The sequence below is a fragment of the Marinilactibacillus sp. GCM10026970 genome, from assembly GCF_042660675.1.
Lineage (GTDB): Bacteria > Bacillota > Bacilli > Lactobacillales > Carnobacteriaceae_A > Marinilactibacillus.
Genome location: NZ_JBHSUL010000006.1, coordinates 1 through 19,624 on the forward strand (window position 1 = coordinate 1; position 19,624 = coordinate 19,624).

The following is a 19,624-nucleotide window of genomic DNA, read 5'->3' on the forward strand; positions in this document are numbered from 1 at the left end:
AGAAAGAGAACACATAGCAGCATAAGCTAACTATCTGTTCTCTTCCAAGTACGATTATTTTCTAGCTTTATTCTTCACCAACGCTAATTGACATAGAACCAAAAAAAGACACTTCCCAAAAGGAAAGCGTCCTATAATAGATCGAATTCTAACTTGCTCCGTTATTTCTTATGAATAACTGGAGCTTTTCGCATATATTTTTGGTCATTTTTAGGTGTACGGTTGTATTCGGCTTTTCCGCCACTTTGTTTGTTCTTAATAATTTCCAACATTTTTTCTTTTGGACTCATTGTTTTCCACCGCCTTTATTGATAAAAGAAAAAAGCATCAGCAAGATGCCAATGCTTTTTCTTCGTTCTGTATTGTATCCGTAAGCGAATAAATTCGCAATAGATCCAAAAATTAACGTTTTGAGAATTGTGGTGATTTACGGGCTTTTTTACGACCTGGTTTTTTACGCTCAACCATACGAGGGTCACGCGTTAATAGTCCAGCCGCTTTAAGAGCTCCACGGAAATCTGGGTCTACTGTTAATAGTGCACGAGAGATTCCGTGACGAGCAGCGCCTGCTTGTCCTGCGAATCCTCCACCATGAACGTTGACTTTAATGTCATAGCTTTCAACTGTATCAGTAAGAGCAAGTGGTTGTCTTACGATTAGGTGCAAGTGTTCAAAGTTTAAATATTCAGTAATATCTTTACCGTTGAATGTGATTTTACCAGAACCTGGAGTCATGATTACTCGAGCTGTAGAGTTTTTACGACGGCCAGTTCCGAAATATTGTACTTGAGCCAATGAATGTCCCTCCTTAAATTAAGTTCGTGATGTCTAGTGTTTCTGGTTGTTGAGCTTGGTGCTTGTGCTCTGGACCAGCGTATACGTGTAATTTTTTAACTTGAGTACGTCCTAAAGAGTTATGCGGAAGCATTCCTTTAATAGACAATTCAATTAGTCTTTCAGGTTTTTCAGCACGTAGAGTTCCTGCAGATACTTGTTTCAATCCACCTGGGAATCCTGAGTGACGAGAATAAATCTTGTCACTAGCTTTGTTACCTGTTAATTTAATTTTCTCAGCATTTACTACGATTACGTTATCGCCAGTGTCGACGTGTGGTGTATACGTAGGTTTGTTTTTTCCGCGAAGAATAGATGCAACGACTGCTGAAAGACGTCCCAATGGGATATCAGTAGCGTCAACTACAAACCATCTACGCTCGATGTTGCTTTCATTCGCCATAAAAGTTGTACGCACGATCTTGACCTCCATAAATTCATTTTCGATTTCAGTTATTGTGATTTCAATCTTGCTCTAATGTATTTAGTCTTGTGAATAGTACCAGAACTTTCTCGATCAGAGCTTCGTTTTGTTTGTGACCTAACAAGTTTCCGGGGCTTATCATGGTGGCAAACAATACCATCTAACATAATACCCCGAATACAAAGATAAGTCAACTCTATTTGAAAAATACTTCAAAATAAAAAAGCCGCTCTTGTTTTAAAAAAGATAAGCTCTTATCAGTTTTCTCGAGTATACTAACGATATATATAAAATCAAATGATTGCTTTTACAGAATGGAGTTTAATCATGCATAAACCTTTCAAATGCTCTTTCACTACTATGTTTATTTTGGCAATACTTCTGGTGATGTTTTCTTTTGGATACATCTATTCCCGATTTAATGATGTAGGCATGCTCGAAAATCTAACGTATTATGGAGGATTTGTTTTATGTCTCGCACTGATCTTCTTTTTTATACGGTTATATATTTTGAGTAAACATTTTAGTTTCTGGAAAAAGATCTCCTTAAGGATAACCTCTTTCATTGTGCCATTTTTGGTTATCTCAATATTCTCTACGGCTATAGATAGAACAATCGGTGTAACATCCGTCGTTCCCAATTTAGTAAAATCAGGTCAAGAGTATTCTTTTACGGTAACAGATAGAAATACGTCATACTATAATATAAACGCTGCTTCTCCCGTTGATTCTAATCTACGACCTCAAAAGATTATTGTACCCGCTGAAATGGTTGGTTACTATGCAGAAGATATACAATACGTTGTCTCTTATTTTTATATCGACTTGGGGTCACTTGGATTCTATTACAAGGTCAATCAGGTCAATTAGCCTACTGTCGCTTTCGCTTTGCATCTCGTTCGTGTACAAATAAATGAATCACACCTAAAACAAAAATGAACAGAAACACCAGTGTTGACCATCCGTCCCCCGATATACCGAATCTGTCAATGAGTACGCCACTCTGAAAGAGGAGTGTGCCCGCTGCGATCACTAATAAAAAAGAATTCAATAAAAGATACGTCTCTGATTTAACTTTGTTCTTTAAAAACACACTGTACAGCAAATTGAATCCCACAACGACTGCTAGCAAGATCAAGACAATACCAAGCTCAGATAGATTACTATTGCTACTCGTTGACATCCCTATAAACATTTGCATCTTTGAACCACCTTTAACGAATTTATGTTATGTACAGTATAATCTACTTTAGCTAAAATGGTAGTGTCCAATCCTACAGAGTTTAAGTTCTTACAAGTACACCAAAAAAGAAGTACTGTTTCTGTTATTATGGTGCAAAAGTATAGAACGGATCATTTAACGAAGCTTAAAAAAGCGATTTGGAAGCTGCGGATTTCTCGCCTTCCAGATCGCTTTATTTATGTTCTGTGACCGAAACTTATGACTAGCTATTTCGTTCCTCTTTAGGTATTTCCTCATGAACAATTTCAAATGTCTCAGATGCGAGTTCAATTCTGTCTTCATACTCTCCAAAACGCTCAAGGATAGACATAAAAATATGATCTCTGCTGATGCGTCGCTTTCTTGTATCCACGATATACCGCAGACTTAATGTAATCCAGTTGTCGTCAAAAGAAATAAACACTTGTGGCTCGAGTGAAGCATTCTCAATACGGTATCGACGCTTCATATTGCCCCAATCTTCCTCGGCCTTGGCGTTATAGGTTCCAATCTCTTTTTCCGCAATTTCTAATACTAGTTTTCTAGCGAGTTCGATATCTGACTTGAAGCGAATCGGAATATGGATTTCATCCCACAAGAACTTGAAATCAGCTGTATAGTTGTAGACAGGAGACGTAAAGATATAACTGTTGGCTACTCGAACAATTCGTCCAGTATACTGATCTCCTTCTACCCACTCACCCATTTCCATCAAAGTTGTCCGCAAAAGACCGATATCAACAACATCGCCCTTCGTTCCTCCTAGCAGTACCCGGTCTCCTGTTTTAAAAAAGTCACCGAACATAATCGCAAACCATCCGGCAAAACTCACGATGACTTCTCTTAAAGCATAAGTGATTCCGGCTCCCGCAAGACCAATAGCGGTCGTAAATCCACTCAAGTCAGTTCCAAATATATAGACAAAGGCAATCACCAAAACCACGTTGGTCAGCCATTTGGCCAGTTTTCGTGTCACATACCAGTTCTCTGATTCATTGAATCGTTTGTATAACCGATTCAATGCAAATTTTCTGATCATCAATAGACACACGATAATCACTGCAAAGATCAGGATATTGGCAATCAATGGATAAGCTTCTGTATAGTGGTTGATCCATTCTCTCATAGTAAAAATCCCTTTCTGATCATTCCAGATTCATTTTCACTACAATACTAACAGTTCAAAGGAGTATGATGCCAATCGAAAGCCTCTGATTACCCCCACTTCAAGCTACCATCACTCATCATCTTTAATTTTACATCCGGTTCACTATGATGCTCCAGTACTCTAATCACATTTTTGCGGTCGCTACTTTCGTAAAATACTGTTGCAGCTTCTCGGTTTAAGCCACCCATGATTTTACGGTTGATCAATCTCGGTTTCAGCATGTCTTCCTCAGCCTCAATAAACAACGTTAAATCTGCAGTTACTTTCAAATCTCTCCATCCATCTTCATTTAAAAGAAGCCAGTTTCCTTCAATGAGCACAATTTCTGCATCCACTTGTATATGCTCATTACTGACGTCATGAAGCTTCCGGTCATAAATCGGCCACTCACTCACCGATTCTTCTTTAAGTCCCAAGAGGTGCTTTTTAAGCGAATGGAGGTCAAAGGACTCTGGACTTCCCTTGATATTCTTTAAATACGTCCGTTGCCCTTCTATTGTGACCGCCGTTTTTTCCAGATAAGCCGCTTTATGATGAAAGCCATCGATTGAAATCGACTGAAAAGAATAAGGACTATCTAGTTCTTTGTACGCTAGTTCCAAAAATTGACTTAAGGTTGTCTTCCCCGTACCTGGCGGAGCCGCAAGGTAAACGATGATACGCTCTCCTTTTTCTTGTCTGATTGAGCTTATCTGTTTTAGTAATGGATTCAATACTTCTTCTCTTTCTTGTTTTGAATAATCGACATCCACTTCCAGTCCGTTAATCATCATCCGCATCTCGAAACCTTCTTTCTTCCATACTCACTTTCAGTCGTAATACACTTCTATCATACAGAGTCCTTTAGGTGCAACCGTTGGTCCTGCGACTGTACGGTCCTTCGCTTCAATGATTTTAGGAATATCTTCTACCGGTCTTCTACCATCCGCAACTTGCAAGACCGTTCCGACAATAATCCGAATCATATTGTAGAGAAAGCCATTGCCACGGAACGTAAAGACCCACTCCTCCGTTCGCTCATCGATTTCAACACTTGCTTCATAAATGGTTCTCGTTTTATCGTCCTTATCTGACTGAGCAGAAGCAAAACTCGTGAAATCATGCGTTCCTTCTAAGTACTTCAAGGCTAGCTTTGTCCGCTCCAGATCCATTATAAATGGATGGTGGTGCGCGTATAAGCGTGTAAATGGATCTTCTAGTTTATGATTGTCTACACGGTACTGATAAGTTTTTCCTTTAGCCAGATACTGAGAATGAAACTGATCATCAACGATATCCGACTCAAACACTACGATATCATCTGGACTCAGTGCATTTAACGCACGCAGCATCCCGTCAGCTGGAATAGCTTTTGGGTAGTCAAAATGAATGACTTGTCCTCTAGCATGGACACCTGCATCGGTTCTTCCGGCTCCTTTGATGCGCACGAAACGACCTTTAGACATGGTGTGCAGCGCCTTTTCAATTTCTCCTTGCACCGTTCTTTTATTTGGCTGCACTTGAAACCCTGAAAAATGGGTTCCATCATACGCTAGCTTTAATTTATATCTTGTCATTTCCAACTCCAACAGCTTCCTTTACTTTTTTATACAGAAAAAGGATAAAGACCTGCATCCTTATCCTCTCCCACCTTAAGTTCTAAATAATATCAGTACAACCACAAGCAAGCCAATTGTGCCCATAGCAAGCGAGTCTTTTGTCTGCCAGTTCAACTGACGGTACTTTGTACGCCCTTCGCCACCTTTATATCCTCTAGCCTCCATCGCTGTTGCAAGCTCCTCAGCGCGGTTAAATGAGCTCACAAATAGCGGTATCAGCAAAGGTACAATTGATTTCATTTGTTGATAGACATTGCCTTCACCGAAATCAATTCCACGTGCGCGTTGTGCATTCATGATCTTCTCGGTCTCATCCATCAGTGTCGGTACGAAACGTAACGCAATTGACAACATTAGCGCAATCTCATGAACAGGAACACCTACTTTACCAAAAGGTCTCAACAGATACTCAATCGCATCTGACAAAGATAAGGGCATCGTCGTTAGCGTTAGTAATGTCGACATAAAGATGATCAGTACGAATCTCATAAAGATGAATCCACCATTAATCAGGCCTTCTTGAGACAAGATAATCGGTCCCCATCTGAAAAAGATCGTCTGCCCACTTGTAAACAGTACCTGTAAGATCACTGTAAACAGTATTAGCCATAAAAGCGGCTTGACCCCATTGATAAAGAACTTCAGAGAAATCTGTGACAAACTAACCGCTAAGCCTACAAAAATAGCTAATGCCAGATAAGTCCATAGATTATTAGCGAGAAAAATAATGATGATGAAAAACATCGCACCCATTAGTTTTGTTCTGGGATCCAATCTGTGAATCAGTGAATCGCCGGGAATATACCGACCGAAAATCAGTTTATCCATCATAGCCCTTCACCTTCATTTCTAACTAACTTCGTTTTAATTTGAGCAGCAAGCTCATCTGTCGTCATTGGCAATAAATCAAATGTCCAGCCGAACCGAGATTCTAATTGGTGCGCAAAAGCAACGGTAGAAGGCACACCAAGCTGCATACTGGTCAACCACTCAGACTCTTTAAACAACTCTCTAGGCGTCCCTTCTTTTTTAACTGTTCCTTTTTCAAGCACGACCATATGATCCGCGTATTGCGCCACATCGTCCATTTGGTGCGTGACCAGCACAATTGTTAATCCTTTAGTCTTATACAAGTTATAAAACATATCCATCACTTCTTTGCGTCCCTGAGGATCCAGTCCAGCAGTTGGCTCATCTAAAACCAGCACTTCAGGCTCTAACGCCAGCACACCAGCAATCGCTACCCGTCGCATCTGTCCACCAGATAAATCAAAGGGAGAACGTTCCATAAAACTTTCATCCAAGCCGACTTGAGGTAAAAGCACTCGTGCTCGTTCAACGGCTTCTTTTTCATTAATCCCAAAATTTTTCGGGCCGAAGGCAATATCTTTTGCAATCGTTTCTTCAAATAACTGAGCCTCAGGGAACTGAAACACAATACCGACTTTTTTACGCAGAGCTTTCAACCCTTTATTATCGGTTGAAGGCGTAACGACTCTTTCTCCAATCGTAATGGAGCCTTCAGTCGGCTTCTTCAACGCATTCAGGTGCTGAAGCACTGTCGATTTCCCACTACCGGTATGACCGACTAGCGCAGTGAAGCTCCCATCATTTATAGACAGATTGATATCATATAAAGCACGGCTTTGAAAAGGCGTCCCTTTCTGATACGTATAGCCTACTTCTTCAAACCGTATGTCCATAACCAGTCCACCATGCCTTCCTCCGTTAGATAATCTGTCGGTACTGTGATTCCGATGTCTTTAAGAGAAGACTTCAGTTTTTCCGGAAACGGAAGGTCTAGTCCCATCTCAATCAACTGATCTCCATAAGAAAAGATCTCCTCCGGCGTACCTTCCTTGATGAGTTCTCCAGCTTTCATTACCAGAATACGATTAGCAGAGGCTGCTTCATCAATATCATGTGTAATGGATATTACCGTTAAGTTCTCTTTTTCTTTCACTTCTTTTACTGTTCTCAGTACTTCGTCGCGTCCTTTGGGATCTAGCATACTCGTCGCTTCATCTAGAATCATAATATCCGGACGTAATGCAACGATTCCAGCAATGGCAACACGCTGTTTCTGTCCACCAGAAAGACGAGCCGGTTCACGTTCAGCGAACTCCAGCATATTTACTTTATCTAGCGCATCGCGTACACGTTCGACCATCTCATTTCTTGGAACGCCTAAGTTTTCTAGCCCAAAAGCAACATCATCCTGGACAGTGGATCCAACAAACTGATTATCTGGGTTTTGAAAGACCATTCCGACCATTTCACGAATCGACCAAATATTTTGTTCATTCAATTCCAGATCTCCCACGAGGACATCTCCACTCCTCGGTTCAATCAATCCATTGATGGTCTTCGCAAGTGTTGACTTACCAGAACCGTTTGGCCCAATAACTGCAATCCACTCTCCTTTATCGATCGTGAAAGAAACGTCGTTCAAAGCATTTTGGGTCTGTTCATCCGTATATTTATAAGAAATATGATTTATTTTTATGATTTCACTCATTGTTTTAACCTCTATCTTTGAGTAGTGAGTTCGAGTTGGAATAGGATTCCACTCTTTTAATATCAGACACACTTAGCTATTATACCTTATTTCAAGGTGTCTTGACAGTCTTCAATGGTACAAGGTTACCAAAAATCAACGACTCAAACAAACCTTGTTTCTTATTCTATGTATGTATGTGGACTTATCTACATGATTTCTTCAGCAGCAGGTCAATAGACTTAAAAAAAGATACAAAAAAAACACTTTAAACGATATATGGTCCTCCCAAAGGAACACGTCCTAAGGGAGAAACTTGAGCTAGACACTTGGAAACAAGTTCCATCATCATAACGCCCATCATACATCCAAAAGTGAATTTGGTTAAATTCTTTTTTTATGAATTAAATTAAGCTTCTTCTGCTTCAGTTTCAGCAGTTTCTGCTCTAACCACGAATTCTAAGATAGCCATTGGTGCGCCATCTCCTCTACGAGGTTCTGTTTTTAAAACACGAGTATATCCACCGTTACGCTCAGCGAAACGAGGAGCTAAATCATTAAACAGTTTTTGTAATACTGTTTGTACTACGATTTCTTCTTCAGTTTCTGAAACAGTTGCTAATTCATTACGAACAAACGCTGCTGCTTGACGACGTGCGTGCAAGTCTCCACGTTTACCCAAAGTAACCATTTTATCAGTCATTTTAGATACTTCTTTTGCACGAGTTTCAGTCGTAGTGATACGCTCGTTAATAATTAAGTCAGACGTTAGATCACGTAGCAATGCTTTACGTTGAGAACTAGTGCGTCCTAATTTACGATAGCCCATTAGTCGAAACCCTCCTTAACTACAAGATTATTCTTCTTCGCGTAAGCCTAAATCAAGCTCACCCAGTTTGTATTTTACTTCTTCCAGTGATTTGCGTCCTAAGTTACGGACTTTCATCATTTCTGGTTCTGTTTTATTTGTCAGCTCTTGAACAGTGTTAATGCCAGCGCGCTTCAAACAGTTGTAAGAACGTACAGATAAATCAAGCTCTTCGATAGTCATCTCAAGCATTTTTTCCATCTGAGTTTCTTCTTTTTCAACCATGATTTCAGCTTCACGAGCTTCTTCTGTCAAGTTAACAAAGATATTTAAATGTTCTGTCATGATTTTCGCCGCTAAACTCACGCCATCCTCAGGTGAGATTGATCCATCAGTCCATACGTCAAGCGTTAACTTGTCGAACTGGTTTTTCTCTCCTACACGAGTATCTTCTACATGATAATTCACACGGCTGATTGGGGTATAAATCGAATCAACCGGCAGTACACCAATTGGCATATCTTCATGTTTGTTGTGTTCAGCGCGAACATATCCTCTACCTTTTTGAGCTTCCATACGAGCATGCAAATGTCCGCCTTCGGAAACTGTACAAATGTAAAGGTCTGGGTTCATTATTTCAACATCACTGTCATAAATAATGTCAGCTGCTGTTACAGTTGCTGGTCCTTCAACATCTATCTCAATCGTTTTCGTTTCATCAGAATACAACTTAAGTGCAAGTTTTTTCAAGTTCAAGATGATGGCAGTCACATCTTCTACTACCCCATCGATCGCTGTGAATTCATGTAAAACACTATCGATCTGAATGTTTGTGACGGCAGCACCTGGCAAGGATGATAAAAGAATTCTGCGTAGAGAGTTCCCTAGAGTTGTACCATAGCCACGTTCAAGTGGTTCTACAATAAACTTACCGAATTTTCCATCCTCACTGATCTCAACTGTCTCTATTACCGGTTTTTCAATTTCGATCATCTAGTCGTTTACCCCTTTCAAAACGTTCAGTTCACGCAATATTTTTTAAATGTCACTACTATTAAACGCGACGGCGTTTTGGAGGACGACATCCGTTGTGTGGTACCGGAGTTACGTCACGAATTGCAGTTACGTCTAAACCTGTTGCTTGTAATGAACGAATTGCAGCTTCACGACCAGAACCAGGTCCTTTAACAGTAACCTCAACTGATTTCATACCATTTTCCATTGAACCTTTTGCAGCTGCTTCTGCAGCCATTTGAGCAGCAAATGGAGTTGATTTCTTAGAACCTCTGAATCCTAAAGATCCTGCTGAAGACCATGAAATTGCATTACCATGAACATCAGTAATCATTACGATTGTGTTGTTGAATGTTGAACGGATGTGAGCCACTCCGTGTTCAATATTCTTTTTAGCTCTTTTTTTACGAGAACGTGCTGCGGGTCTATTTGCTTTAGCCATACGTATATTGACCTCCTAACTTTAGGTAATTATTTTTTCTTCCCAGCGATTGCTACTGCTTTACCCTTACGAGTACGAGCGTTGTTTTTAGTGTTTTGTCCACGAACTGGCAAACCACGACGGTGACGAATACCACGGTATGATCCGATTTCAATCAAACGTTTAATGTTTTGGTTTACTTCACGACGAAGGTCACCTTCAATTTTAAGTTTGTCTACTTCAGCACGGATCGCGTCCAATTGATCATTTGTCAATTCACGTACGCGAGTTTCTTCTGGAACACCTGCAGCTTCTAAAATACCTTTAGAAGTTGTTTTACCAATACCATAAATATAAGTTAATGAAATTACCACATGTTTATCACGTGGAATATCTACTCCTGCTACACGAGCCATATATGAGCACCTCCTCTTTTATTAACCTTGACGTTGCTTGTGTTTAGGATTCTCGCAGATAACCATTACACGGCCGTTACGACGAATCACTTTACATTTGTCACACATTTTTTTGACTGATGGTCTTACTTTCATGAAACTTTCCCTCCTTGGTTTTACGGAGTCTTAAGTTATTTGAATCGATACGTAATGCGTCCACGAGTTAAATCATATGGAGACATTTCAACAGTTACTTTATCTCCAGGTAGAATACGGATATAATTCATACGAATTTTGCCCGAAACATGTGCTAGAATTTCGTGACCATTTTCAAGTTCAACTTTAAAACTTGCATTTGGCAGGGTTTCTAGTACTTTTCCTTCAATCTCAATAACATCGTCTTTTGCCATGTCGAGTTTCCTCCTTCAATGACTCTCTTTTGTACGCATGAAATTGTGAGGGCAGACTGCTCTCACATTTTCTTGATTATAAATGTTTTGTTTAACCGTCATGCCAACACGACGCTCGAAATATTATACCACGCAAAAAAAGCTGTTGCAAGCTCTTTTTATATGACTATTTCAAAATATTTCGAATATCTTCAAATACAGAATCCGGATTTTGTTCTCCGTTGATATTTCTTACGATTCCTTCTTCTTCGTAATATGCAGCAAGCTCTTTTGTCTGTGCTTCATTTACTTCGATACGTCTTTCAACAGTCTCTGGTTTATCATCTTCACGCTGATAAAAATCATGACCGCCACATTGATCACATGTTCCTTCAACCTTCGTTGAATTGAACAGTTTGTGATACGTTGCTCCACAATTAGAGCAGATGAAGCGACCGGTTAGACGTTCCATAAGGATATCTCTGTCGACTTTAATGTACAACACATCATCCAAGGCACGACCAGAGCTGCTAAGTGCTTTTTTCAAAGCATCTGCTTGATTCAACGTACGCGGGTAGCCATCCAATAAGAACCCGTTCTGAGCATCAGCTTCTTCAAGACGCTCTTTCACGATACCATTGGTCACTTCGTCAGGTACGAGGTCTCCAGCATCTATAAACTTTTTAGCTTCCTTGCCTAAGGGTGTTTCGTTTTTCATCGCTGCACGGAACATGTCGCCTGTGGATATATGAGGTATCCCGTAGGTTTCTGTAATACGTGAAGCTTGAGTTCCTTTCCCTGCGCCCGGAAGGCCTAAAAGAATCAGATTCATGGTTGTTTCCTCCTTGACTAATTCCTAACTTTTACATTTTTAGGAAAAAAAGATCGATTTACCCATCGATGAGGCTATAAATACCTATGGGGCAAATCGTCTATTTTCGTACAAAGGATAAAAGATTCAACTTTATCTTTGAATAAATCCTTGATAGCTTTTTTTACTGAGTAGTCCTTCTAGTTGTCTCATTGAATCAAGTGCTACTCCGACTACGATTAGTAGACTTGTACCACCTAAAGCAAGTGAGCTAGGAAGATTCCAAAGCGCTGAAGCTATTATAGGAAGTATAGATATGACGCCTAAATACAAAGCACCAACCGTGCTCAGTCTGATCAGCATGTATCCAAGATATTCTTCCGTGGCTTTACCAGGACGAATACTAGGGATATAACCATTTTGTTTCTGAAGATTTTCAGCAGCTTTTTCAGGATTTACCTGAATAAACGCATAGAAGTACGTAAATACGACGATCAACAGAAGATACAAAGCAGCTCCAGCTGGTTCTTGTAGATTGAATATACCATTCAAGAATTTAAACCATCCAGCATTCTGATGACTTGAAGCAAAATATCCTAGGATAATCTGAGGAGTTGATAAGAATGAACTCGCAAAGATAACCGGGATAACACCTGCTGAGTTGACTTTAAGCGGCAATACTGCACCGTCTTTTGTTTCACTTGCACGTTTAGAATAACGTACAGGTATATTGCGTTTAGCATTCTCCATATAGGTTACAGCGATAACGAGTACGATCATAGCAATGATTACTCCAAGAGTAAACAAGAGACTTTGAACGATTTCATCACCAGCATTACGAATTTGTATATTGTAGAATTGAACGATATCTTCTGGAAGACGTGCAACGATACCTGAGAAAATGATCAGCGATGTTCCGTTTCCGAAACCATGCACTGTAATCATTTCACCCAGCCACATTACAAGCATCGTTCCTGCAGTCAGCATAATTGCGATAGCAATGTATGTTGAAGGCCCTGGATTGTTTACCAATCCAAATTCAGTCAATGCATTGAATCCGTAAGAGATCCCCATAGCTTGGAAGAAAGCTAATACAATTGTTAAATAGCGAGTTACCTGATTAAGCTTCTTTCTACCAACTTCTCCTTGTTCTGCCCATTCCTTGAATTTCGGAAGGACATCCATTTGAAGAAGCTGAACCACGATCGAAGCCGTGATGTATGGTGAAACACCTAGAGCGAAAACTGAGTAACTCCCTAAGGCTCCCCCACCGAATGTATCCAATAAGTTAAATAAACCTGTTGAAGACAAATCGTTAAGTGCATTTGCATTTACGCCAGGAACCGTTATATGGGTACCTAAACGAAATACAACTAAAATTCCAAGAGTGAACAACACTCGTGTTCGAACATCTTTTTCTTTAATAGCACCTTTAATCAGCTCGATCATAAATTAGATCACCTCTACTGATCCACCGGCAGCTTCAATCGCTTCTTTCGCAGCAGTTGAAAACTTGTGTGCTTTAACAGTAAGTTTGCGATCAACGTTTCCTTTCGCCAATACTTTCACACCGGATTTTTTGTTTTTAACAACACCTGTTTCAATCAATAATTCTGGAGTTACTTCTGTATCTGCGTCAAAACGATTCAATGAATCTAAGTTAACGATCGCGAATTCTTTACGGTTGTAGTTTGTGAACCCACGTTTTGGTAATGTTTGGAATAATGGAGTTTGTCCACCTTCGAACCCTAGACGAGTTCCACCACCTGAACGAGCTTTTTGTCCTTTTTGACCACGACCTGATGTTTTACCATTACCAGAAGACGAACCACGTCCAACACGGTTACGTGTTTTACGAGAACCTTCTGCAGGTTTTAATTCATGAAGTTTCATAAATCTTGGCACCTCCTTTAGTTAAACTTAGACTTACTAAACTTCTTTTACGTCAATTAAATGAGCGATTTTCTTGATTGCGCCTCTGACTGCATCATTATCTGGTCTTACAACAGAAGAGTTTGTTTTTCTAAGACCTAAAGATTTAACTACCTGATGTTGGTTTTGAGGACGACCAATTAAACTACGCTTTAAAGTAATTTCTAGATTTGCCATTGTGTCATCCCTCCTTATCCAAGTAATTCTTCTACAGATTTGCCACGAAGTTTTGCAACTTCTTCAGCGCGTTTTAATTGACTAATACCATCGATAGTTGCACGAACCATGTTGATTGGAGAACTAGATCCAACTGATTTAGATGAAACATCTTGTACACCAGCTAATTCCAGTACGGCACGAACAGGTCCACCAGCAGAAATACCAGAACCGGCTACGGCTGGTTTCATGATGATATTTCCGCCACCGTGGCGTCCGATAACTTCGTGAGGTAATGTAGTTCCGACCATTGGTACTTCTACAAGGTTAGTTTTAGCTGCTTCAATCGCTTTACGGATTGCTTCAGGAACTTCTTGTGCTTTACCAGTACCGAATCCTACATGTCCATTTTTGTCTCCAACGACTACTAGCGCTGCGAAACGTAGACGACGTCCACCTTTAACAACTTTAGTTACGCGGTTAATTTCTACTACGCGATCTTCAATGTCTAATTTTGCTGCATCAATATGAGTTGTCATGTACCTTAACTCCTCCTTTACTCTAGAATGTTAGTCCGTTTTCGCGAGCTGCGTCAGCTAATGCTTTAACACGCCCGTGATATTGATATCCACCACGATCAAATACTACTTCTGTAACGTTTTTCTCACTTGCACGTTCAGCTACTAATTTTCCAACAGCTGCAGCTAAAGCAACTTTAGAATCACCTGAAACATTAGTATCCAAAGTAGATGCACTTGCGAGCGTTACACCCTCTACGTCATCAATTACTTGAGCATAGATGTGTTTATTAGAACGGAATACGTTCAAACGTGGGCGCGCTGCAGTACCAGAAAGATTTCTACGGACACGTTTGTGTCTTTTTTGGCGTAACTTATTTTTATCTGGTTTTGTAATCACAATTGTCACCTCTTCATAGTTAATTACTCAGTTCAAATTGAGTATTGTGTTCTTCAGGTCAACGCAAAGTTAAGTCGAACGATTTAATGACTGATGTCAGCTAACTGACACAGAAATACGTCGGAATAGTTTCAAACCGAGCAGTAAGATCATACGCAGGGTATGATCTGCAACTGATTTTAGACATTCCAAGTTTGTGTTCGACTTGAATGCATTATTTACCTGTTTTACCTTCTTTACGACGAACTTGCTCGCCTTGGTAACGAATTCCTTTACCTTTATATGGCTCAGGGGGACGAATAGCTCTAATGTTTGCAGCTAATGCGCCAACTTTTTCTTTGTTAGCACCTTTAACTACTACAGTAGTATTTGATGGAACTTCAACAGTTAAGCCTTCGATTTCTTCGAATTCAACTGTGTGTGAAAGACCAACGTTTAATACTAATGTTTTACCTTGCAATTGTGCACGGTAACCAACACCGATTAACTCAAGTGTTTTCTGGAATCCTTCAGTAACACCTTCTACCATGTTGTTCACGACAGCGCGTGTAGTTCCATGGATAGTACGGCTTGCTTTAGATTCATCAGGTCTTGTAAATGTCATTACGTTATCTTCAATGTTAATTGAAATAACTGGGCTTAATGTACGTGATAACTCGCCATTTTTACCTTTAACTGTGATTTCTGTTCCGTTAAGGTCGATTTCTACACCTTCTGGAATAGTAATAGGTTTATTTCCGATACGACTCAAAGTACGGCACCTCCTTCATTCTTTATGTTTATTACCAAACGTACGCGAGGACTTCTCCACCGATGTTTTTAGAACGAGCAGTTTTATCAGTTACAACGCCTTCAGACGTAGAAACAAGCGCAACTCCTAAACCGTTCAATACTTTTGGCATTTCTTCTGCTTTTACGTAGACACGTAATCCTGGTTTTGAAATACGTTTCAAGCCAGTAATAACGCGTTCGTCATTTTGACCATATTTCAAGAAAATGCGGACGATTCCTTGTTTGTCATCTTCCACGAATTCGATATCTTTTACGAATCCTTCATTTTTCAGGATTTGGGCCATACCTTTTTTAATGTTTGAAGCAGGAATTTCTACTTTCGTATGACGAGCATTATTAGCATTACGTACACGAGTCAAGAAATCTGCGATAGGATCTGTCATGACCATTCGTTATATCCTCCTTTGTGACAAGTTTTCTATTTTTACCAGCTTGCTTTTTTCAAGCCTGGAATTTGTCCTTTATAAGCTAGCTCACGCAAGCAAATACGGCACAATTTAAATTGTTGATATACTGAATGTGGGCGTCCACAACGTTCACAACGAGTATACTCACGAGTCGAAAACTTGGCTGGTTTTTTATTCTTTTGAATCATCGATTTTTTAGCCATTTCTACATTTTCCCTCCTAATAAGGTGTCGTGGTTATTTTTGGAACGGCATTCCCAATTGTCCAAGTAATTCACGAGCTTCTTCATCTGTATTAGCCGTTGTAACGATAACGATGTCCATTCCGCGAACTTTATCAACATCATCATAGTCGATCTCTGGGAAGATCAGTTGCTCTTTAACACCTAGCGTGTAGTTTCCACGTCCGTCGAAAGCATTTTTGCTAACTCCACGGAAGTCACGTACACGAGGTAGAGAAACAGTTACTAATTTGTCCAAGAAATCATACATACGTTCACCACGTAAAGTTACTTTAGTACCAATTGGCATACCTTCACGTAAACGAAAAGCAGCGATAGATTTTTTAGCATGAGTAACAATTGGTTTCTGTCCTGAAATAAGCGTTAATTCTTCTACAGCTTTGTCTAGATTTTTAGTATTTGATACAGCGTCACCAACACCGATGTTTAAGACGATTTTGTCTACAACTGGTGCTTGCATAACTGAATTATACTCAAATTTTTCAACTAATGATGGACGTACATCATTAAGATATTTATCTTTAAGGCGTGTCATTTATGAATGCCCTCCTTCCCTACTATATTAAAGTGTTTCGCCTGATTTCTTAGCGTAACGTACTTTCTTACCATCTTCGAATTTATATCCTACTCTTGTAGGTTCATCTGTTTTAGGATCAATCAATTGAACGTTGGATACGTGAATAGGCGCTTCAATCTCGACTATTCCGCCTTCTTGGCCCATACCTGTAGGACGGGTATGTTTCTTCATGATATTAATACCTTCAACGATTACTTTGTTTTGTTTTGGTAAAGCTGTTTTGATCGTACCTTGCTTACCTTTGTCTTTACCAGCTAAAATTTTAACTTTATCTCCTGATTTTACAAACATTCTCTAGCGCACCTCCTTATGACATTTGTCGGAATTAAAGAACTTCCGGAGCTAACGAAACAATTCTCATAAAGTCATTCTCACGCAATTCACGAGCAACTGGTCCGAAGATACGTGTTCCACGTGGTGCTTTGTCTTCACGAATAATAACACAAGCATTTTCGTCAAATTTAATATATGAACCGTCTGAACGACGAGCTCCTGATTTTGTACGAACGATAACCGCACGAACAACTTCACCTTTTTTAACAACGCCGCCTGGTGTTGCATGTTTAACAGTTACAACTACTTCGTCTCCGATATTAGCAGTCTTTGCACCTGATCCGCCTAATACTTTAATAACAAGTACTTCGCGTGCACCAGAGTTGTCAGCAACTTTCATTCGACTTTCTGTTTGAATCACGTTAGGATCCTCCTTTCAAACTCACGAAGATATATTCTTCGCTGCGTAGCCTGTTAGGCTAGCACTACATTTTATTTCTATAATACTACTGCTTCTTCAACCACATCTAGTAAACGGAATCGTTTATCTTTAGATAATGGACGAGTTTCCATGATACTAACGATATCGCCTGTTTTAGCAACATTGTTCTCGTCATGAGCTTTGAATTTTGTTGAATATTTCATACGTTTTTGGTATTTTTGGTGTTGTTTTTGCGTAGAAATTTCTACAACGATAGTTTTATCCATCTTGTCAGAAACAACTCTTCCTTGATACACTTTACGGTTATTACGTTCAGCCATTTTCCAGCCTCCTTTGAATACAGATCAGGCACGATTACTTAACTAATTCAGCTTGACGCAAAACTGTTTTGACACGTGCGATGTTTTTACGGACATCTTTGATGCGCGATGTGTTTTCTAGTTGTCCTGTTGCTAACTGAAAGCGCAAGTTGAATAATTCTTCTTTGTACTCTGCTTCTTTTTCAATTAATTCAGTAGTGGATAAGCCTTTTAATTCATTAGCCTTCATGTGAGTCACCACTTTCTTCACGAGTTACTACCTTAGTTTTAACAGGTAGTTTGTGTGAAGCTAAACGCAATGCTTCGCGGGCTACTTCTTCAGATACGCCACCGATTTCAAACATGATTTTACCACGTTTTACGGGTGCTACCCAGCCCTCAGGAGCTCCTTTACCGGAACCCATACGTACACCAATTGCTTTAGCTGTCACCGGTTTGTGAGGGAAGATTTTAATCCATACTTTCCCACCACGTTTCATGTAACGTGTCATAGCGATACGAGCAGACTCTATCTGACGACTTGTGATCCAAGTTGAGTCAACTGCTTGTAAGCCGTATTGACCGTAAGCAATTTCTTTTCCACCTTTCGCTTCTCCTCGCATTTTACCACGGAATTCACGACGGTGTTTTACACGTTTTGGTACTAACATTGATTATTTTCCTCCTTTCATGTTCTGAGTCTTTCCTGGAAGAACTTCTCCTTTGTAGATCCATACTTTTACGCCGATTTTACCGTAAGTTGTATCTGCTTCTTCGTTAGCAAAATCGATATCAGCACGGATAGTGTGCAATGGAACTGTTCCTTCAGAAAAGCTTTCGTTACGGGCCATGTCTGCCCCATTTAAACGACCTGAGACCATAGTACGGATTCCTTTAGCACCAGAACGCATTGTACGTTGAATTGCTTGTTTCTGAGCACGACGGAATGAGATACGGTTTTCAAGTTGTTCAGCGATACTTTTAGCTACTAAAGTAGCATCCATATCAGGTCTTTTAATTTCAACAATATTGACGTGAACACGTTTGCCAGTCATACTGTTCAATTTATTTCTTAATGAGTCAACTTCTGATCCACCTTTACCAATTACCATACCTGGTTTAGCAGTATGAATTGACAAGTTGATTCTGTTTGCAGCACGTTCGATTTCAACACGTGAAACTGAAGCAGTGCTTAATTTTTCTGCAATATATTCACGAACAGCTAAGTCTTCTAGCAATGTGTCCGCAAAGTCTTTTTCTGCATACCATTTAGCGTCCCAATCACGGATGACGCCAACACGCATACCATTAGGGTTTATTTTTTGTCCCACAGATTACCCCTCCTTCTTCTCTGATACCACTACTGTAATGTGGCTAGTACGTTTGTTGATTCTTGAAGCTGCACCTTTTGCGCGCGGACGGAATCTTTTTAAAGTAGCTCCTTCGTTGACATAGGCTTCACTTACAAATAATTCTTCTATATCCATATCATAATTATGCTCAGCGTTCGCAATTGCTGACATTAAAACTTTTTCTACCTCTTCAGATGCTCCGCGGTTAGTGAAGCGAAGGATAGAAATAGCTTCTGCAGCACTTTTACCACGAATAGTATCGACTACTAATCTAGCTTTACGAGGTGCAATACGAACTGTACGAGCAGTTGCTTTTGCGGCTGTTACTGTTTCTGCCATGGAAATTTCCTCCCTTCGCTATTAACGTTTAGTTGTGCGATCATCTTTACCGTGTCCACGGTATGTTCTTGTTGGTGCGAATTCACCAAGTTTGTGACCAACCATGTCCTCTTGAACATAAACTGGCACGTGTTTTCTTCCATCATATACGGCAATGGTGTGACCTACAAAGTTCGGGAAGATCGTTGAGCGACGTGACCATGTTTTGATAACACGTTTGTTGTCTTCACCAAGTTCACGAACTTTTTTCATCAAATGAGCATCGACGAAAGGTCCCTTTTTCAAACTACGGCTCATGTATTGCCCTCCTTCCAG

General features: G+C 40.0%; 35 protein-coding genes. 1 reads left to right on the forward strand and 34 read right to left on the reverse strand.

Annotated elements, in window-relative coordinates:
• Positions 1-161: 161 nt before the first annotated feature.
• From ACFP65_RS02310 to rplM, 3 genes are all read right to left on the reverse strand, one after another.
• The gene (locus ACFP65_RS02310; RefSeq protein WP_379915557.1) at positions 162-290 is read right to left on the reverse strand and encodes a hypothetical protein; all 129 of its coding nucleotides are present in this window, start codon (positions 288-290) and stop codon (positions 162-164) included.
• A gap of 112 nt (positions 291-402) precedes the next feature.
• Entirely contained in the window at positions 403-795 is a 393-nt protein-coding gene (gene rpsI / locus ACFP65_RS02315) for a 30S ribosomal protein S9 (RefSeq protein WP_208559754.1), read from the reverse strand.
• Between the two features lie 13 nt (positions 796-808).
• Complete coding sequence (rplM, locus tag ACFP65_RS02320; protein WP_379915560.1) at positions 809-1,252, reverse strand: 50S ribosomal protein L13; 444 nt, start codon at positions 1,250-1,252, stop codon at positions 809-811.
• A 573-nt stretch (positions 1,253-1,825) separates the two neighbouring features.
• Here rplM and ACFP65_RS02325 point away from each other — a divergent pair.
• Positions 1,826-2,128, forward strand: a complete 303-nt coding sequence (locus ACFP65_RS02325) for a hypothetical protein (RefSeq protein WP_379915562.1) — start codon at positions 1,826-1,828, stop codon at positions 2,126-2,128.
• 1 nt (position 2,129) lies between these two features.
• Here ACFP65_RS02325 and ACFP65_RS02330 read toward each other — a convergent pair whose 3' ends face one another.
• The 31 genes from ACFP65_RS02330 to rpsS form a co-directional block, all read right to left on the reverse strand.
• Positions 2,130-2,459: a hypothetical protein gene (locus ACFP65_RS02330; protein ID WP_379915564.1), complete on the reverse strand. Its 330-nt coding sequence runs from the start codon at positions 2,457-2,459 to the stop codon at positions 2,130-2,132.
• A gap of 244 nt (positions 2,460-2,703) precedes the next feature.
• Positions 2,704-3,606: a mechanosensitive ion channel family protein gene (locus ACFP65_RS02335; protein ID WP_379915566.1), complete on the reverse strand. Its 903-nt coding sequence runs from the start codon at positions 3,604-3,606 to the stop codon at positions 2,704-2,706.
• Positions 3,607-3,695: 89 nt separating this feature from the next.
• Positions 3,696-4,427 (reverse strand): nucleoside/nucleotide kinase family protein, encoded by a 732-nt coding sequence (locus ACFP65_RS02340; RefSeq protein WP_379915568.1) that lies wholly within the window; start codon positions 4,425-4,427, stop codon positions 3,696-3,698.
• A gap of 30 nt (positions 4,428-4,457) precedes the next feature.
• Complete coding sequence (gene truA / locus ACFP65_RS02345; RefSeq protein ID WP_379915644.1) at positions 4,458-5,204, reverse strand: tRNA pseudouridine(38-40) synthase TruA; 747 nt, start codon at positions 5,202-5,204, stop codon at positions 4,458-4,460.
• Positions 5,205-5,279: 75 nt separating this feature from the next.
• Positions 5,280-6,077 carry an energy-coupling factor transporter transmembrane component T family protein gene (locus ACFP65_RS02350; RefSeq protein ID WP_379915570.1) on the reverse strand — a complete coding sequence of 266 codons (798 nt, stop codon included), beginning with the start codon at positions 6,075-6,077 and terminating at the stop codon, positions 5,280-5,282.
• Positions 6,074-6,949, reverse strand: a complete 876-nt coding sequence (locus ACFP65_RS02355; RefSeq protein ID WP_379915572.1) for an energy-coupling factor ABC transporter ATP-binding protein — start codon at positions 6,947-6,949, stop codon at positions 6,074-6,076. The genes ACFP65_RS02350 and ACFP65_RS02355 overlap by 4 nt, the downstream gene beginning before the upstream one ends.
• Entirely contained in the window at positions 6,925-7,764 is an 840-nt protein-coding gene (locus tag ACFP65_RS02360) for an energy-coupling factor ABC transporter ATP-binding protein (protein WP_379915574.1), read from the reverse strand. Before ACFP65_RS02360 ends, ACFP65_RS02355 begins: the two co-directional genes overlap by 25 nt.
• Before the next feature lie 388 nt (positions 7,765-8,152).
• Positions 8,153-8,572, reverse strand: a complete 420-nt coding sequence (gene rplQ, locus ACFP65_RS02365; protein WP_379915576.1) for a 50S ribosomal protein L17 — start codon at positions 8,570-8,572, stop codon at positions 8,153-8,155.
• 27 nt (positions 8,573-8,599) lie between these two features.
• The gene (locus ACFP65_RS02370) at positions 8,600-9,544 is read right to left on the reverse strand and encodes a DNA-directed RNA polymerase subunit alpha (protein WP_225744908.1); all 945 of its coding nucleotides are present in this window, start codon (positions 9,542-9,544) and stop codon (positions 8,600-8,602) included.
• 61 nt (positions 9,545-9,605) lie between these two features.
• Positions 9,606-10,007, reverse strand: a complete 402-nt coding sequence (gene rpsK, locus ACFP65_RS02375) for a 30S ribosomal protein S11 (protein ID WP_225744909.1) — start codon at positions 10,005-10,007, stop codon at positions 9,606-9,608.
• A 29-nt stretch (positions 10,008-10,036) separates the two neighbouring features.
• Positions 10,037-10,402 (reverse strand): 30S ribosomal protein S13, encoded by a 366-nt coding sequence (gene rpsM, locus ACFP65_RS02380; RefSeq protein ID WP_220727144.1) that lies wholly within the window; start codon positions 10,400-10,402, stop codon positions 10,037-10,039.
• A 21-nt stretch (positions 10,403-10,423) separates the two neighbouring features.
• Positions 10,424-10,537: a 50S ribosomal protein L36 gene (gene rpmJ / locus ACFP65_RS02385; RefSeq protein ID WP_034299928.1), complete on the reverse strand. Its 114-nt coding sequence runs from the start codon at positions 10,535-10,537 to the stop codon at positions 10,424-10,426.
• 35 nt (positions 10,538-10,572) lie between these two features.
• Positions 10,573-10,791 (reverse strand): translation initiation factor IF-1, encoded by a 219-nt coding sequence (gene infA / locus ACFP65_RS02390; RefSeq protein WP_072693455.1) that lies wholly within the window; start codon positions 10,789-10,791, stop codon positions 10,573-10,575.
• 166 nt (positions 10,792-10,957) lie between these two features.
• Positions 10,958-11,602 carry an adenylate kinase gene (locus tag ACFP65_RS02395; RefSeq protein WP_379915580.1) on the reverse strand — a complete coding sequence of 215 codons (645 nt, stop codon included), beginning with the start codon at positions 11,600-11,602 and terminating at the stop codon, positions 10,958-10,960.
• Between the two features lie 132 nt (positions 11,603-11,734).
• A complete protein-coding gene (gene secY / locus ACFP65_RS02400; RefSeq protein ID WP_379915582.1) occupies positions 11,735-13,030 on the reverse strand; it encodes a preprotein translocase subunit SecY in 1,296 nt (431 codons plus the stop codon).
• A 3-nt stretch (positions 13,031-13,033) separates the two neighbouring features.
• On the reverse strand, positions 13,034-13,474 hold the full coding sequence (rplO, locus tag ACFP65_RS02405; protein WP_225744912.1) for a 50S ribosomal protein L15: 441 nt from the start codon (positions 13,472-13,474) through the stop codon (positions 13,034-13,036).
• A 36-nt stretch (positions 13,475-13,510) separates the two neighbouring features.
• Positions 13,511-13,690 (reverse strand): 50S ribosomal protein L30, encoded by a 180-nt coding sequence (gene rpmD, locus ACFP65_RS02410; RefSeq protein WP_208559770.1) that lies wholly within the window; start codon positions 13,688-13,690, stop codon positions 13,511-13,513.
• A gap of 14 nt (positions 13,691-13,704) precedes the next feature.
• On the reverse strand, positions 13,705-14,208 hold the full coding sequence (gene rpsE / locus ACFP65_RS02415; RefSeq protein ID WP_225744913.1) for a 30S ribosomal protein S5: 504 nt from the start codon (positions 14,206-14,208) through the stop codon (positions 13,705-13,707).
• 22 nt (positions 14,209-14,230) lie between these two features.
• Positions 14,231-14,596 carry a 50S ribosomal protein L18 gene (gene rplR, locus ACFP65_RS02420; protein WP_379915585.1) on the reverse strand — a complete coding sequence of 122 codons (366 nt, stop codon included), beginning with the start codon at positions 14,594-14,596 and terminating at the stop codon, positions 14,231-14,233.
• Between the two features lie 205 nt (positions 14,597-14,801).
• Positions 14,802-15,338 (reverse strand): 50S ribosomal protein L6, encoded by a 537-nt coding sequence (gene rplF / locus ACFP65_RS02425; RefSeq protein WP_379915588.1) that lies wholly within the window; start codon positions 15,336-15,338, stop codon positions 14,802-14,804.
• A 31-nt stretch (positions 15,339-15,369) separates the two neighbouring features.
• Positions 15,370-15,768, reverse strand: a complete 399-nt coding sequence (gene rpsH, locus ACFP65_RS02430; protein WP_225744916.1) for a 30S ribosomal protein S8 — start codon at positions 15,766-15,768, stop codon at positions 15,370-15,372.
• A gap of 35 nt (positions 15,769-15,803) precedes the next feature.
• Complete coding sequence (locus ACFP65_RS02435; protein WP_208559775.1) at positions 15,804-15,989, reverse strand: type Z 30S ribosomal protein S14; 186 nt, start codon at positions 15,987-15,989, stop codon at positions 15,804-15,806.
• 33 nt (positions 15,990-16,022) lie between these two features.
• Entirely contained in the window at positions 16,023-16,562 is a 540-nt protein-coding gene (gene rplE / locus ACFP65_RS02440) for a 50S ribosomal protein L5 (protein WP_225744917.1), read from the reverse strand.
• A gap of 27 nt (positions 16,563-16,589) precedes the next feature.
• Positions 16,590-16,895 carry a 50S ribosomal protein L24 gene (rplX, locus tag ACFP65_RS02445; RefSeq protein WP_225744918.1) on the reverse strand — a complete coding sequence of 102 codons (306 nt, stop codon included), beginning with the start codon at positions 16,893-16,895 and terminating at the stop codon, positions 16,590-16,592.
• Between the two features lie 34 nt (positions 16,896-16,929).
• Complete coding sequence (gene rplN / locus ACFP65_RS02450; protein WP_225744919.1) at positions 16,930-17,298, reverse strand: 50S ribosomal protein L14; 369 nt, start codon at positions 17,296-17,298, stop codon at positions 16,930-16,932.
• A gap of 77 nt (positions 17,299-17,375) precedes the next feature.
• Positions 17,376-17,639 (reverse strand): 30S ribosomal protein S17, encoded by a 264-nt coding sequence (gene rpsQ / locus ACFP65_RS02455; protein WP_379915591.1) that lies wholly within the window; start codon positions 17,637-17,639, stop codon positions 17,376-17,378.
• A gap of 34 nt (positions 17,640-17,673) precedes the next feature.
• Positions 17,674-17,868, reverse strand: a complete 195-nt coding sequence (gene rpmC / locus ACFP65_RS02460) for a 50S ribosomal protein L29 (RefSeq protein ID WP_208559780.1) — start codon at positions 17,866-17,868, stop codon at positions 17,674-17,676.
• Complete coding sequence (gene rplP / locus ACFP65_RS02465; protein ID WP_225744921.1) at positions 17,858-18,289, reverse strand: 50S ribosomal protein L16; 432 nt, start codon at positions 18,287-18,289, stop codon at positions 17,858-17,860. The genes rpmC and rplP overlap by 11 nt, the downstream gene beginning before the upstream one ends.
• 3 nt (positions 18,290-18,292) lie before the next feature.
• Positions 18,293-18,949, reverse strand: coding sequence for a 30S ribosomal protein S3 (gene rpsC, locus ACFP65_RS02470; RefSeq protein WP_225744922.1), 657 nt, complete (start codon positions 18,947-18,949; stop codon positions 18,293-18,295).
• A gap of 3 nt (positions 18,950-18,952) precedes the next feature.
• The gene (gene rplV / locus ACFP65_RS02475; protein WP_208559786.1) at positions 18,953-19,309 is read right to left on the reverse strand and encodes a 50S ribosomal protein L22; all 357 of its coding nucleotides are present in this window, start codon (positions 19,307-19,309) and stop codon (positions 18,953-18,955) included.
• A 21-nt stretch (positions 19,310-19,330) separates the two neighbouring features.
• Entirely contained in the window at positions 19,331-19,606 is a 276-nt protein-coding gene (gene rpsS / locus ACFP65_RS02480; protein ID WP_225744923.1) for a 30S ribosomal protein S19, read from the reverse strand.
• Between the last annotated feature and the right edge of the window lie 18 nt (positions 19,607-19,624).